This window comes from Streptomyces sp. NPDC006711 (assembly GCF_042869775.1).
GTDB lineage: Bacteria > Actinomycetota > Actinomycetes > Streptomycetales > Streptomycetaceae > Streptomyces.
This window is the reverse complement of record NZ_JBIAGO010000019.1, coordinates 52,470-67,152: the sequence shown is the minus strand read 5'-3', so window position 1 is coordinate 67,152 and position 14,683 is coordinate 52,470. Positions and strand designations below refer to the sequence as shown.

The following is a 14,683-nucleotide window of genomic DNA, read 5'->3' as shown; positions in this document are numbered from 1 at the left end:
CGTGCGTACCCCCGGTAACTTTCGCGGCCGCCCCCCTACCGCTCGGTATGTGTCTGCTCTACTCTCCCAACAGTGCCAGTGATTGCTGGCAGTATTGAGGGAACCGATCGTGGAGGCAGTGGCATGGCCCAGCACGAGGACGAGCACGGACATGAGGCCGCACCCGGGCGGGGGGCCGGGCGCGGGGACCGGCGCGAGCACGTGCGGGTCGCGGTGGTCGGGTCGGGGTTCGGCGGGCTCGGCGCGGCGGTCCGGCTGCGGCGCGAGGGGATCACCGACTTCGTCGTCCTGGAGCGGGCCGGATCCGTCGGCGGCACCTGGCGCGACAACAGCTACCCCGGGTGCGCCTGCGACGTACCCTCGCACCTCTACTCCTTCTCCTTCGCGCCCAACCCCGACTGGCCCCGCACCTTCTCAGGACAGCGGCACATCCGCGCCTACCTGGAGCACGTCGCCGACACCTTCGGGCTGCGCCCGCACATCCGCCTCGACCACGAGGTGACGATGATGCGCTGGGACGCCGAACGGCTGTGGTGGGAGATCGAGACAGCGGGCGGCGCCACGCTCACCGCCGACGTCGTCGTCTCCGCCACCGGCCCGCTCTCCGACCCCAAGGTGCCGGAGATACCCGGGCTCGACACCTTCCCCGGCGAGGTGTTCCACTCCGCGCGCTGGGACCACGACTACGACCTGCGCGGCAAGCGCGTCGCCATGGTCGGTACGGGCGCCTCCGCCATCCAGATCGTGCCCGCCATCCAGCCCGACGTCGCGCGCCTCACCCTCTTCCAGCGGACGCCGCCGTGGGTCATGCCGCGCATGGACCGCGCGATCAGCGGCGCCGAACGCTGGCTGCACCGCCGGCTTCCCTTCACCGGTGCGGCCCGGCGCGGACTCCTGTGGGGCATAAGGGAGTTGCAGGTCAGCGCGTTCACCAAGCGGCCCAACGAACTCGGGCTCGTCGAGTCCATAGCCAAGGCGAACATGGCGCGCGCCATCAAGGACCCGGCCCTGCGCGCCAAGCTGACGCCCGACTACCGCATCGGGTGCAAGCGGATCCTGCTCTCCAGCTCGTACTACCCGGCGCTCGCCCGGCACAACGTGGACGTCGTCGCCTCCGGGCTCGCCGAGGTGCGCGGCTCCACCCTGGTGGCGGCCGACGGCACCGAGAGCGAGGTCGACGCGATCATCTTCGGCACCGGGTTCCACGTCACCGACATGCCGATCGCGGACCGCGTCGTGGGTGCCGAGGGGCACACGCTCGCCGAGTCGTGGAAGGACGGCATGCAGTCGCTGCGCGGCGCGACGGCGGCCGGGTTCCCCAACTGGATGACCATCATCGGGCCCAACACCGGCCTCGGGAACTCCTCCATGATCCTCATGATCGAGTCCCAACTCGCCTACATGGCCGACTACTTGAGGCAGCTGAACGTGCTCGGCGGGCGGGCCGCGCTCACCCCGCGCCCCTCCGCCGTCGGCGCCTGGAACCGGCGGGTGCAGGAACGCATGAAGCGCACCGTGTGGAACACCGGCGGCTGCACCAGCTGGTACCTCGACGCGGCCGGCCGCAACACCACCGTCTGGCCCGGCACCACCAGCGAGTTCCGCCGCGCGACACGTGAGGTCGATCTGGGCGAGTACGAGGTCGTACGGGCCCGGGCCGCCGGGGCGGAACCCGTGGCCGGCGTCCCCGGTGAGGCCTCGACGGTGTCCGCGTGAGCCGGGCCGGCGCCGCAGCCGTGCGGCGCGGGGTGTACGCACCGCCCGCGCCGGACCGCGTCCTGAGCGCCCGCTCCGCCGACGGCACGCCGCTCCACGTCGAGGTGCACGGGCCGGCCGGTGCGCCCGCCGTCGTCCTCGCGCACGGCTGGACGTGCTCGACGGCGTTCTGGGCGGCGCAGATCCGCGCGCTGGCCGGCGAGTGCCGGGTCATCGCCTACGACCAGCGCGGGCACGGGCGGACCGCCGCCGCCGAGGTCTGTTCCGCCGACGCGCTCGCCGACGACCTCGAAGCGGTGCTGGAGGTGGCGCTCGCGCCCGGGGAGCGGGCGGTGCTGGCCGGGCACTCCATGGGCGGCATGACGCTCATGGCCGCCGCCGGACGCCCCGGCATGCGCGAGCACGCCGCCGCCGTCCTGCTGTGCAGCACCGGTGCCTCGCGGCTGGTGGCCGAGTCGCGGGTGGTGCCCCTGCGCGCCGGGCGGCTGCGGACCGCGCTGACCGGGCGCGTCCTCTCCTCCGGCGCGCCGCTCGGTCCGGTCACACCGCTCGCCAAGAAGGTCCTGCGGTACGCCACGATGGGGCCGGGCGCGGCCCCGGACAAGGTCGAGGCGTGCGCCAGGATCGTGCACGCCTGCCCGCGCGGGGTGCGCCAGGCCTGGTCCCAGGTGCTGGCCGAGCTCGAAGTGAGCGCGTCCGTACGGGAGTTGGCGGTGCCCACAGCCGTAGTGGTGGGCGAGGTGGACCGGCTCACGCCGCCCGTGCACGCGCGGCGGATCGCGGACGCGCTGCCCGACTGCCGCTCGCTCGACGTCCTCACCGGCGTCGGGCACATGACGCCCATCGAGGCGCCCGAATTCATCACCGGGAAGATCCGCGCGCTGGTGGCCGCGCATCTGGCCGCGCCGGCCGCCCCGGGTTCGTTCGCCGCCGTCGACGCCGAGGAGAGTGCCGTATGAGCAGGGCCGTACTGGAAGGACAGGTCGCCGTCGTCACGGGCGCGGCCCGGGGGGTCGGCGAACTCCTCGCGCGCAAGCTGTCCGCGCGCGGGGCGAGGGTCGCGCTGGTCGGGCTCGAACCCGATGAGCTGAAGCGGGTCGCGGCGCGGCTGGGCACCGACGCGGAGTCCTGGTACGCGGACGTCACCGACCACGAGGCGATGGCGCGGGTCGCGGCCGAGGTCAAGCAGCGGTTCGGCAAGGTGGACATCGTCGTCGCCAACGCGGGGGTCGCCTCCGGGGGGCCGTTCGTCGACTCCGACCCCGACGCGTGGCGCCGGGTCATCGAGGTCAACCTCATCGGCGGGGCGGTCACCGCGCGGGCCTTCCTGCCCGTCCTGATGGAGTCGCGCGGCTACTTCCTCCAGATCGCCTCGCTCGCGGCGATCACGCCGGCGCCGATGATGACGGCGTACTGCGCGTCGAAGTCCGGGGTCGAGGCGTTCGCGCACAGTCTGCGGGCGGAGGTCGGCTACAAGGGGGTGCGGGTCGGGGTCGGTTACCTGTCGTGGACCGACACCGACATGGTGCGCGGGGCGGACCAGGACGACGTGATGCGTGAGCTGCGCTCGCGGCTGCCGTGGCCGTCGAACCGGACGTATCCGCTCGGGCCGGCCGTCGATCGCATCGTCGCCGGGATCGAGCGGCGGTCCTCACATGTGTACGCGCAGTGGTGGCTGCGGGGGATGCAGTCCGTGCGGGGATATCTGCCCGGGGTGATCGGGGCGGTGGGGGCGCGGGAGATGCGGCGCTTCGAGCCGAGGTTGGGGTCGGTGGGGCGGGGGTTGGTCGGGGCGGGGGGTGCGGCGGATGAGCGCCGCGGGCAGGTCTAGCGATGGGGTGCGGGCCCCCTTCGACCCCGCCAAGGGGTGCGGGTTGGCCATGGGGTGCGGGCCCCTCGGACCCCGCCAGGGGCGCGGGGTTGGCCATGACGCGCGGGCCGGCCCGACCCTGCCAGGGGCGCGGGGAACTGCGCGCCCAGCCACGCACGGTCCGCAGCCAGGGTCCCTGGGGCTCCGCCCCAGACCCCGTTCGGCCTGAACGGCCTCGTCCTCAAACGCCGGACGGGCTGGGTATGCCTCAGCAGGAGCCCTGTTAGGGGCGCGGGGAACTGCGCGAGGAGCGACCACGGTCCGCAGCCGAGGTCCCTGGGGCTCCGCCCCAGACCCCGTTCGGCCTGAACGGCCTCGTCCTCAAACGCCGGACGGGCTGAGGTTGCCCATGTGGGCCCGCACGAGCCCTGCCCCGGGGTGGCCCCCATGCGGGCCAGCACCGATCCCGCCAGGGGCGCGGGGAACTGCGCGCTCAGCCACGCACGGTCCGCAGCCGAGGTCCCTGGGGCTCCGCCCCAGACCCCGTTCGCGCCTGAAGGGCGCTCGTCCTCAAACGTCGGACGGGCTGAGGTTGCCGGTGCGGGCCAGCGCCGAGTAGTTAAGGGGCGCGGGGAACTGCGCGCGCAGCCACGCACAGGTCGTCGCCGGGTCAAGGGCGGGGCGGTCTTGGGGGGAGTGGGGGGCGGCGGCGGGTCGGGGTGGTGGTGTAGCCGGGTGGGGTGGACGCGGGGTGGGTGGTCAGGAGGTCCAGGGCCAGCTGGACCGCGTCGTCCAGCTGGGCATGGCGACCCTCCGCCCAGTCCAGCGGGGTACGCAGGATCTCCAGATCCGGCTCCACCCCGTGGTTCTCCACGGACCACCCGTACGCGTCGAACCACGCCGCGTTCATCGGCACGGTGATGACCGACCCGTCCCCCAGCGTATGACGGCCCGTCATGCCCACCACCCCGCCCCACGTCCGCTGCCCCACCACCGGCCCCAGCTTCAGCAGCCGGAACGCCGCCGTGATCATGTCGCCGTCCGAGGACGTCGCCTCGTCGGCGAGGGCGACCACCGGACCCCGGGGGGAGTTGGAGGCGTACGACACCGCCTGCGCGTCCCGCGTCAGGTCCCAGCCGAGGATGCGCCGGGTCAGCTTCTCCATCACCAGCTCGCTGATGTGGCCGCCCGCGTTGCCCCGTACGTCCACGATCAGGGCGGGACGGCTGACCTCAAGGCGCAGGTCGCGGTTGAACTGGGCCCAGCCCGAGCCGCCCATGTCGGGGATGTGCAGATACCCGCACTTGCCGCCGCTCAACTCCCGTACCACTTCCCGGCGTTTGGCCACCCAGTCCTGGTAGCGAAGGGGCCGCTCGTCGACCAGCGGAACCACCGCGACCCGGCGCGACCTGCCCTCGCTGCCCGCCGGACGGAAGGTCAGCTCGACCGTCGTGCCGCCCGCGCCCGCGAGCAGGGGATAGGGCCCGGCCACCGGATCGACGGGACGGCCGTCCACATGGGTCAGGACGGCGCCCTCGCGGATGCCCGCGCCCGCGAGCGGTGAGCGCGCCTTGGAGTCGGACGAGTCGCCGGGCAGGATCCGCCGGACCACCCAACTCCCGTCCCGGCACACGAGGTTGGCGCCGAGCAGGCCCTGGGCCCGCTGGTAGTGCGGAGGGCCCTCATTGCGCCGCGCGGCGGTGACGTACGCGTGGGAGGTGCCGAGCTCGCCCAGTACCTCGCGCAGCAGATCGCCGAACTCGTCCGGGGACGCGACCCGTTCCACCAGCGGTCGGTACTGGTTCAGGATGTCCGGCCAGTCGATGCCGCACATCTTCGGGTCCCAGAAGTAGGAGCGGATGATGCGGCCCGCCTCGTCGAACGCCTGGCGCCACTCCGACCCCGGATCGACCTCGTGCAGGATGCGCCGCAGGTCCAGATAGACCGTCGAGTCGTTGTCGCCCGGCTCGGTGGCCGGCACCGCGCGCAGCTCGCCCTCGTCGACCACCACGAGACGGCTGGCGTCGCCGCTGATCGCGAAGTGGTCGAGGTGGTCGACCAGTTCGGTCCTGCGGGCCTTGGAGATGGTGAAGTGCTCAAGGGTGGGCCGGCCAGAGGTGTCGGCCGGGTTGGCGAAGGTCTCGCCGAGCGCGCCCGAGATGGGCCAGCGCAGCCACACCAGACCGCCTCCGGCGACCGGGCGCAGCGCCGAGTACTTCGACGCGGACACCGGGAACGGCGTGACCCGGCTCTCAAGCCCCTCCATCTCCACCGTCACCGTGGGATCGCCCGAGTCGTCCAGCGGGTCGAGGCCGCCCGCCGCGGGCCGCCCGTCCGGGGAGAGCGCGAACGGGGAGGGCGTCGCCGAGTTGAGCGGTACGAGGTAGGGGCGGCAGCCCAGCGGGAAGGACAGGTCGCCGGTGTGCACGTCGTACACCGGGTCGAAGCCGCGCCAGGACAGGAACGCCAGATAGCGGCCGTCGCTGGTGAACACCGGATTCTCGTCCTCGAAGCGGCCGTTGGTGACGTCGACGACGGTGTGCGGGCCCGGGCCCGCGATCCGGGCCATCTTGATCTGCCGCAGGGAGCGTCCGATGCCGGGGTGCGACCAGGTCAGCCACGCCCCGTCGGGCGAGAAGGCGAGGTCGCGCACCGGCCCGTTGACGGAACGGATCAGCTCCGTCACCTCGCCCTCACCGGTCACGGTGGACGAGGCGGGCGGCACGGCCACGGCACCCGGGCCGCCCACGACACCCGGGCCGGCAAGGGCACCCGGGCCGGGAAGGGCGCGCCCCGCTCTGGGGCCGGGCCCCGCGCCATCCGGGCCGCCGGACCCGGCCTCGGGCCCCGCGCCATCCGGGCCGCCGGACCCCGCCCCGGGCCCCGCGCCACCCGGTCCCGCGCCCGGGTCCTGAGCGTCACCCCGGTCGTCCGTAGCCCCGCCCGGCTCCGTATAGCGGCGCAGCCGTGTCGCCCCGGTCGGTTCCGCGACGGCCGCCGCCTCCTCCGCCACGTCGAGGAGCAGGAGCCGGCCGTCGTTGGAGGCGATCGCCAGGCGTTCGCCCTGCGGGTCGGAGACCATCTCCTGCACCCGGCCGAGGCGGCCCGCCGCGAGGCGGCGCGGGCGGCGCTCGCCGCTGGCGCGGGGCAGGAAGGCGATCTCCACCGCGTCCTCGCCGTCCGCGTCCGTGATGTAGGCGACCTGGCCGCCGCTGCCCAGCATCTCGGGCAGCCGCACCCGTACGCCCGGGGTGTCGGCGATGGTGCGGGCCGGGCCGTCGCGGTGGGTGAGCCAGTACAGACTGCCGCGCACCACGACGGCGCTGGCCCGTCCCGTGGTGTCCACGGCCAGCGCGTCCACGTGGTTGGCGGCCGGGACCTGGTAGGTGCGCCGCCCGGCGCGCGGCCCGCCCAGGCGTACGTCGAGTTTGCGCGGCACCGAGTCGGGGGTGAGCGCGTCCACGATCCACAGGTCGCCCGCGCACTGGTAGACCACCCGGCGGCCGTCACTGGAGGCGTGCCGGGCGTAGAAGGCGTCGTGGTCGGTGTGGCGGGTCAGATCGCTGCCGTCGGGCCGGCAGGAGTACAGGTTGGCGACGCCCTCGTGGTCGGAGAGGAAGGCGATGCGGCCGTCCACGAACATGGGCGAGTCCAGGTGGCCGCCGATGTCGGCGAGCAGCCGCTCGCCGTGCAGCCACAGACGGCCGGTGGCGCCGCCCCGGTAGCGCTTCCAGCCGGCCGGTTCGTGCGGCGGCTTCCCGGTGAGCAGCAGGGTGCGGCGCTCGCCCGCCAGGTCGGCGACGGCGATGTCGGAGACCGGGCCCCAGGGCAGCTTGCCGCCGGGGGAGCCGTCGGTGTGCAGGCTGTAGGCCCAGGAGAAGTACGAGAACGGCTGCCCGTGCGAGGACACCGCGAGGATGTGCCCGTCCGGCGACCAGCCGCAGACCCGGGCGTCGGATGAGCCCCAGTAGGTGAGCCGGCGCGCCGGTCCGCCGTCCACCGGCGCGAGGTGGATCTCCGGGTCGAGGCTGCGCCAGGTCGTGTACGCGATGTGGCGGCCGTCGGGCGAGAAGCGCGGATGGCCGACCTTGGTGCGGTCGACGGTGACCCGCCAGGCGCGCGAGGGGCTGTGCCCGGCCGGCACCAGCGGGGCGACCCAGAGGTCGTCCTCGGCGGCGAAGCAGAGCAAGTCGTCGTGCAGATGCGGGAACCTGAGGTACGCGGCGTCGTCACTCACCCCCCAATGCTTTCCGCGGGAAAGGGGCGCGGCAACTTGTGGGAGGGGTTAATTCCGCTTCGGTGGCCGCTTCGGTGACCGCTTATTCCGTTCCGACACCTGTGGCCGAGAACACAAGCGAAACGGTTTCGTTTCGCTTCGCTCCGAGGTTACCTTCGTACGGTAAGCAAAAGGAGAGGAGGTCGGACATGGCGGGCAGGCTCACCCCGGAACGCGCGGCTGAGCTCTACGAAGCCGTGCTCGACCTGCTGCGCGAGGTCGGTTACGACGCCCTGACCATGGACGCCGTCGCCACCCGCACCCGGGCCAGCAAGGCCACCCTCTACCGCCAGTGGGGGAACAAGCCGGAACTGGTCGCACGGGCGCTGCGCCACAACAAGCCGGTCGGTCTCGCCGAGATCGACACCGGCTCGCTGCGCGGCGACTTCCAGGCGATGGTCGCCCGCGAGGACGACTGTCAGATGGAGAAGGACTCCGCACTGATGCGGGGTCTGATGCGGGCCGTCCACGACCACCCCGAGCTCCACAAGGCGCTGCGCGAGGTGCTGATCGAGCCGGAGATCACCGGTCTCGACACGGTGCTGCGGCGCGCGGTGGAGCGCGGCGAGGTCAGTGCGGACAACCGCGCCCTCCCCTACGTCGTGCACATGATGGTCGGCGCCTTCGCGGCCCGGCAGTTCATCGAGGACCGGCCCGTCGACAGGGCCTTCCTCGCCGACTACTTCGACGCCGTGGTACTCCCCGCCCTCGGCGACCCCCGCTAGGCACCCCGCCCGGCACTCCCCACGCGGTACCCGCTCCACCTGACGTACGCCGCTCTCGTCGTCGGGCTGGTTCCCCACGCCCTGCTCTTCCATACGACTCGACCGGGAGTACGCCCTCGTGGCCACGTTCCTCTACCGCCTCGGCAGGTTCGCCTTCCGGCGCCGCCGCTATGTCGCCCTGGTGTGGGTGGCACTGCTCGCGCTCGCCGGGTTCGGTGCCGCCTCCGCCACCACCGCCACCTCCTCCTCGTTCTCGATCCCGGGCACCGAGGCGCAGCGCGCCTTCGACCTGCTCAAGGAGCGGTTCCCGAACCAGACGGCCGACGGGGCCACCGCCCGCGTCGTCTTCAAGGCGCCGGCCGGGCAGAAGATCGCCGACCCCGCCAACAAGGCCGCCGTCGAGAAGACCGTGGCCGGTCTGAAGTCGGGCTCCGACCAGGTCGCCAAGGTCACCGACCCGTTCGCCGCGGGCGGCGTCTCGCAAAGCGGCCAGGGTTCCGTCGCCTACATCCAGGTCTCCTACAAGGCCAACGCGATGCAGCTCACCGACGACACCCGCGACGCGCTCAAGAAGAGCGGCGAGGACGCGAAGAAGGCCGGCCTCACCGTGGAGATCGGCGGTGACGCGCTCCAGGCGATGCCGGAGACCGGCGCCGGTGAGATCGTCGGCGTGGTCATCGCGGGCCTCGTCCTGGTGATCACCTTCGGCTCGCTGGTCGCGGCGGGGCTGCCGCTGCTGACCGCGCTGATCGGCGTCGGCATCGGCGTCTCCACCATCACCGCGCTCGCCAACGTGCTGGACCTCGGCTCCACCACCTCCACGCTCGCGATGATGATCGGCCTCGCCGTCGGCATCGACTACGCGCTGTTCATCGTCTCGCGCTACCGGGCGGAGCTCGCCGAGGGCCGGGAGCGCGAGGAAGCCGCGGGACGGGCCGTGGGCACGGCCGGGTCCGCCGTCGTGTTCGCCGGTCTGACCGTGGTCATCGCCCTGGTCGGCCTCGCCGTCGTCAACATCCCGATGCTCACCAAGATGGGTGTGGCCGCGGCCGGCACGGTCGTCATCGCCGTCCTCATCGCGCTGACCCTCATACCCGCGCTGCTCGGCTTCGCCGGCAAGCGGGTGCTCGGCCGCAAGGCCCGCAAGGCGCACGAGCGGGGCGAGCGCGCCGCCGACGCCAAGCCCAACATGGGCACCCGCTGGGCGAGCTTCGTGCTGCGCAAGCCGGTGTGGGTGCTGTTGGCCGGCGTCATCGGTCTCGGCGCGATCGCACTGCCCGCGAGCTCGCTCCAGATGGGTCTGCCCGACGACGGCTCGCAGCCGACGTCCACCACCCAGCGCCGCGCCTACGACGCCCTCTCGGAGGGCTTCGGACCCGGCTTCAACGGACCGCTCATGGTGGTCGTGGACGGCAAGGGCGCCGCAGGGGGCGTCAAGGGCGCGGCCGACGCCACGGTCGCCGCGATCAAGAAGCTCCCGGACGCGGGCCCGGTCATGCCGCCCGCGTACAACAAGGACTCCGGCAACGACACGGCGACCATCACGGTCATCCCGAAGTCCAAGCCGTCCTCCACGCAGACGGAGGACCTGGTCCACTCGATCCGCGACACCGGTGCCGCGCTCAAGGCCGACACCGGGGCCAAGCTCCTGGTGACCGGCTCCACCGCGATGAACATCGACTTCTCGCAGAAGATGAACGACGCCCTGCTGCCCTATCTGGCGCTCGTCGTCGGCCTCGCCTTCCTGCTTCTGATGGTGGTCTTCCGCTCCGTCCTGGTCCCGCTGAAGGCGGCCCTCGGCTTCCTGCTCTCGGTCGTCGCGGCCCTGGGCGCGGTCGTCGCGGTCTTCCAGTGGGGCTGGCTCGGCTCGGTGTTCGGCGTGCAGCAGACCGGCCCGATCATGTCGATGATGCCGATCTTCATGGTGGGCGTGGTCTTCGGTCTCGCGATGGACTACGAGGTCTTCCTGGTCACGCGGATGCGCGAGGCGTACGTCCATGGCGAGCGGCCGGGACAGGCGATCGTCACCGGGTTCAAGCACGGTGCCCGGGTGGTCACCGCCGCCGCCGTCATCATGATCGCGGTCTTCTCCGGCTTCATCGGCTCCAGCGAGCAGATGATCAAGATGATCGGCTTCGGTCTTGCGATCGCGGTCTTCTTCGACGCGTTCATCGTCCGCATGGCCATCGTGCCGGCCGTGCTCGCCCTGCTCGGCGCGAAGGCCTGGTGGCTGCCGCGCTGGCTGGACAAGGCGCTGCCGAACGTCGACGTCGAGGGCGAGGGCCTGCTCAAGCAGCAGGGAGCCGGCGACGCCGACGGCGACCGTGAACTGGCGCGGGTCTGACCCCGCCCCCTGAACGCCGGGGCTCTCCGTACCGAGCGGCCGAGAGAGCCCCGGCCGACGCGGGCGGCCTGTGGGGACGGGACCGCCGGCGCCCGAAGGCCCCTCGCGCACCACGCGCGGGGGGCCTCCGCGCTGTCCGGGGCCTCAGCGGCCGGAGCCCGTGGGGGACGGCGCGGCCCGGGCGTCGGTGGCGTAGGTGTGGCGCAGGAAGCGCACCAGGGGCGAGCTGTCGAACTGGACGACGGCCACTCCGTCGGGCGAGTGAAATTCGAGGACCGTCTGGGCCCGGCCGCAGGGCCAGACGCTCACATCGCCCCGGCTGGCCGGAGCGCGAAGGCCCGACTCCAGGAGCGAGCGCGGGAAGTTCCACTCGTTCCCGCCGGGAAAGGCGAAGCAGACCGTTCCCGAGGCGTCGGCGGGGTCGTAGCGCAGGGCGACCGGGACGGGGTTGGAGAGCGGGGCGTCCGTGACGACGCGGGCCCGCGCGTGATCCTCCACCGCGCGTCCGGCGGGACGGTCCTCGGCATGGTCCTCGGCGTGGTCCTCGACTGCGGGGGACATCGATCGCTCCTCACCCTGGTGCTGTCGGATACCGAACTTCCGGTTCGCGCTATTTGTTCTCTAATGTCCCATATTTCCGGGCGAAGCCCTCAGCGAGTCGGCTTGTCACCTGTTGTTCGTACGCTTTTGCAAGAGGTTCGCAACAGGGCACTATCATCAGACGGTTCTGCGCACGCCCGCGCAGGGAAGAGGGCGCCCACGGGAAAACGGAGTCCACCCATGCATGTACCCGATGGATTCATCAACGCACCTGTATCGGCGGTCACAGGCGTGGTCGCCGCCGCCGCCGTCGCCGTCAGTCTGCGCGGCGCGCGCCGCGAGCTCGGGGGCGCATCGAACGCGCTGAGCGGCGGCGGAGAGAAGACCGCGCCGCTCGCGGGCCTGGTCGCCGCGTTCATCTTCGCGGTGCAGATGCTGAACTTCCCCGTCGCGGCCGGCACCAGCGGGCACCTCCTCGGCGGCGCGCTCGCCGCGATACTCGTCGGGCCCTACACCGGCGTGCTGTGCGTGTCCGTGGTCCTGCTCATGCAGGGCATCCTCTTCGCCGACGGCGGCCTCACCGCGCTCGGCGTCAACATCACCGACATGGCGATCACTACCACCGTCGTCGCCTACCTCGTCTTCCGCGCCCTGGTCAAGGTGCTGCCCCGCACCCGCCGCTCGGTGACCGCCGCCTCGTTCGTGGCCGCGCTGCTGTCCGTGCCGGCCGCCGCCCTGGTCTTCACCGCGATCTACGCGCTCGGCGGCACCACCGACGTACCGATCGGCAAGGTGCTCACCGCGATGGTCGGCGTGCACGTCCTCATCGGCATCGGCGAGGCCGTCATCACCGCGCTCACCGTGGGCGCCGTCATCGCCGTACGCCCCGACCTCGTGTACGGGGCCCGGGGCCTGAGCGCGCCGCTCAAGCTGCGCGTCGGCGGCGAACTCGTCGACGCCCCCGTGGCGCCGGCCGCCCCCGCCCGCACCGGCTCCACCCGCAAGGTGTGGGGCATCGGCATCGTCACCGCCCTGCTGCTCGCCGGGTTCGTGTCGTTCTACGCCTCCGCAAGCCCCGACGGCCTGGAGAAGGTCGCCCACGACAAGGGCATCGACGCCAAGACCACCCAGCACGCAACCTCCGACTCGCCGCTCGCCGACTACTCCGTCAAGGACATCGGCGACGCCCGCCTCGCCGGCGGCCTCGCCGGAGTGATCGGCGTCGGCGTCACGGTCGCGGTGGGCAGCGGCGTGTTCTGGGCCGTCCGCAGGCGCCGGACGCGGCCCGCCGACGAACGCACCCCGGAAACGGTCTGACGTGGGCGCGGGCCACTCCCACCGGCTGTACCGGCACGGCCACTCGCCGGTCCACGAACTGCCCCCGCACTGCAAACTCGCGGCGGTGTTCCTGTTCGTGCTCGTCGTGGTCTCCACGCCGCGCGAGGCGATGTGGGCCTTCGCGCTGTACGCCGTGCTGCTCGCCGCCGTGGCGGGAGCGGCCCGCATCCCGGCCGGCTATCTGCTCAAGCGGCTGCTCATCGAGGTCCCGTTCGTGGCGTTCGCCCTGCTCATGCCGTTCGTCGTGCCCGGCGAGCAGGTCCACGTCCTTGGCCTCTCGCTCAGCGAGAGCGGCCTGTGGGGCGCCTGGAACGTGCTCGCCAAGGGCACGCTCGGCGTCGCCGCGTCCGTGATCCTGGCCTCCACCACCGAGCTGCGCTCGCTGCTGCTCGGCCTCCAGCGCCTCAGGCTGCCCCCGCTCCTGGTCCAGATCGCCTCCTTCATGATCCGGTACGGGGACGTCATCACCGACGAGATGCGCCGCATGTCCATCGCCCGCCGCTCGCGGGGCTTCGAGGCGCGGGGCGTGCGCTCCTGGGGCGTCCTCGCCAAGTCCGCGGGCGCGCTGTTCATCCGCTCCTACGAGCGGGGCGAACGCGTCCATCTCGCGATGGTCAGCCGTGGCTACGCCGGGACGATGCCGGTGATCGACGAGGTCACCGCGACGCGGGCCCAGTGGACCCGGGCGGTCGCCCTGCCGGGGGCGGCGCTGGTGGTGTGCCTGCTGGGGTGGACCCTGTGAAGCGGGCCGCCGGGCCGGACCCCGCGCAGCCCGAACTCCGTACCACCCCTCCGACCGCTCCGACCGCTGAGGCCCCTGTGAACGTCCCGTCCCTCGAAGTGTCCGGCCTTGCCTTCGCCTACCCCGACGGGCATCAGGCGCTGTTCGGCGTCGACCTGAGTGTGGGGCGCGGTGAACGGGTCGCGCTGCTCGGCCCCAACGGCGCGGGCAAGACGACGCTCGTCCTCCACCTCAACGGCATCCTCGAAGGCGGCGCGGGTTCGGTGACCGTGGCCGGGCTGCCCGTCGCCAAGAAGAACCTCGCGGAGATCAGGCGCAGGGTCGGCATCGTCTTCCAGGACCCCGACGACCAGCTCTTCATGCCGACGGTCCGCGAGGACGTCGCCTTCGGCCCCGCGGCGTCCGGGGTGCGGGGGGCGGAGCTGGAGGAACGGGTCATGGGGGCGCTGGCTCGGGTGGGGATGGCGGAGTACGCCGACCGGCCGCCGCACCATCTGTCCTTCGGGCAGCGTCGCCGGGTCGCCGTCGCGACGGTGCTGGCGATGTCCCCGGAGATCCTGGTCCTCGACGAGCCCTCCTCCAACCTCGACCCGGCGTCGCGGCGTGAACTGGCGGACATCCTGCGGGGGTTGGACGTGACGGTGCTCATGGTCACGCATGACCTGCCGTATGCGCTGGAGCTCTGCGAGCGGGCGGTGATCTTGAGTGACGGGGTCATCGCGGCGGACGGGGTGACGGTGGATGTCCTGTCCGACGCGGCCCTGATGCGCGCGCACCGCCTGGAACTCCCCTACGGCTTCACCCCAACGCGGCTACGAAGCTGACCCGGCCCCAGCCCCAACCGCGCGCAGTTCCCCGCGCCCCTGGGTATCCGGTGCTGGCCTGTGTGGGGATGGCTTGGCCTGTTCGCGCAGTTCCCCGCGCCCCTGAGCATCCGCCCCTGGCCCGCATGGGCATACCTCAGCCCGTTCGCGCAGTTCCCCGCGCCCCTGGGTATCCGGTGCTGGCCTGTGTGGGCATGCCTTGGCCTGTTCGCGCGGTTGCCCGCGTCCCTGACTATTCGGTACTGGCCCGTGTGGGCACTGTCAGCCTGTCATGGGGGTCCCCCCTGGCCCTTAAGGCCTTGGGGGAGATTGAGGACGAGCGCGTTCAGCGCGAACGGGGTCTGGGGCGGAGCCCCAGGGGGTTTTCC

The 14,683-nt window shown here is 72.5% G+C and carries 10 protein-coding genes; 8 read left to right on the top strand and 2 right to left on the bottom strand.

Annotated features, from left to right (window positions below; translation table 11 throughout):
- Positions 1-123: 123 nt before the first annotated feature.
- From ACFYM2_RS29180 to ACFYM2_RS29170, 3 genes are read left to right on the top strand one after another with little or no spacing between them, the layout of a single operon-like run.
- On the top strand, positions 124-1,716 hold the full coding sequence (locus ACFYM2_RS29180; RefSeq protein ID WP_388840369.1) for a flavin-containing monooxygenase: 1,593 nt from the start codon (positions 124-126) through the stop codon (positions 1,714-1,716).
- Complete coding sequence (locus ACFYM2_RS29175; RefSeq protein WP_359001914.1) at positions 1,713-2,675, top strand: alpha/beta hydrolase; 963 nt, start codon at positions 1,713-1,715, stop codon at positions 2,673-2,675. Before ACFYM2_RS29180 ends, ACFYM2_RS29175 begins: the two co-directional genes overlap by 4 nt.
- On the top strand, positions 2,672-3,547 hold the full coding sequence (locus ACFYM2_RS29170) for an SDR family oxidoreductase (protein WP_350230859.1): 876 nt from the start codon (positions 2,672-2,674) through the stop codon (positions 3,545-3,547). Before ACFYM2_RS29175 ends, ACFYM2_RS29170 begins: the two co-directional genes overlap by 4 nt.
- Positions 3,548-4,196: 649 nt before the next feature.
- Here the strand turns inward: ACFYM2_RS29170 and ACFYM2_RS29165 are convergent.
- Positions 4,197-7,763 carry a S41 family peptidase gene (locus tag ACFYM2_RS29165; RefSeq protein WP_388840367.1) on the bottom strand — a complete coding sequence of 1,189 codons (3,567 nt, stop codon included), beginning with the start codon at positions 7,761-7,763 and terminating at the stop codon, positions 4,197-4,199.
- 188 nt (positions 7,764-7,951) lie between these two features.
- On the opposite strand from ACFYM2_RS29165, the gene ACFYM2_RS29160 reads away from it, so the two are divergent.
- Positions 7,952-8,527, top strand: coding sequence for a TetR/AcrR family transcriptional regulator (locus tag ACFYM2_RS29160; protein WP_359008187.1), 576 nt, complete (start codon positions 7,952-7,954; stop codon positions 8,525-8,527).
- Positions 8,528-8,645: 118 nt separating this feature from the next.
- Positions 8,646-10,871 (top strand): MMPL family transporter, encoded by a 2,226-nt coding sequence (locus ACFYM2_RS29155; RefSeq protein WP_388840364.1) that lies wholly within the window; start codon positions 8,646-8,648, stop codon positions 10,869-10,871.
- A gap of 144 nt (positions 10,872-11,015) precedes the next feature.
- Here the strand turns inward: ACFYM2_RS29155 and ACFYM2_RS29150 are convergent, their stop codons facing one another.
- Entirely contained in the window at positions 11,016-11,432 is a 417-nt protein-coding gene (locus ACFYM2_RS29150; RefSeq protein ID WP_388840361.1) for an SsgA family sporulation/cell division regulator, read from the bottom strand.
- Between the two features lie 219 nt (positions 11,433-11,651).
- Here ACFYM2_RS29150 and ACFYM2_RS29145 point away from each other — a divergent pair, with 219 nt between their 5' ends.
- From ACFYM2_RS29145 to ACFYM2_RS29135, 3 genes are all read left to right on the top strand, one after another.
- Positions 11,652-12,728: an energy-coupling factor ABC transporter permease gene (locus tag ACFYM2_RS29145; RefSeq protein WP_359008193.1), complete on the top strand. Its 1,077-nt coding sequence runs from the start codon at positions 11,652-11,654 to the stop codon at positions 12,726-12,728.
- Position 12,729: 1 nt separating this feature from the next.
- Positions 12,730-13,491: a cobalt ECF transporter T component CbiQ gene (cbiQ, locus tag ACFYM2_RS29140; RefSeq protein ID WP_388840358.1), complete on the top strand. Its 762-nt coding sequence runs from the start codon at positions 12,730-12,732 to the stop codon at positions 13,489-13,491.
- A gap of 77 nt (positions 13,492-13,568) precedes the next feature.
- The gene (locus ACFYM2_RS29135; protein WP_359008197.1) at positions 13,569-14,315 is read left to right on the top strand and encodes an ABC transporter ATP-binding protein; all 747 of its coding nucleotides are present in this window, start codon (positions 13,569-13,571) and stop codon (positions 14,313-14,315) included.
- Positions 14,316-14,683: the final 368 nt, after the last annotated feature.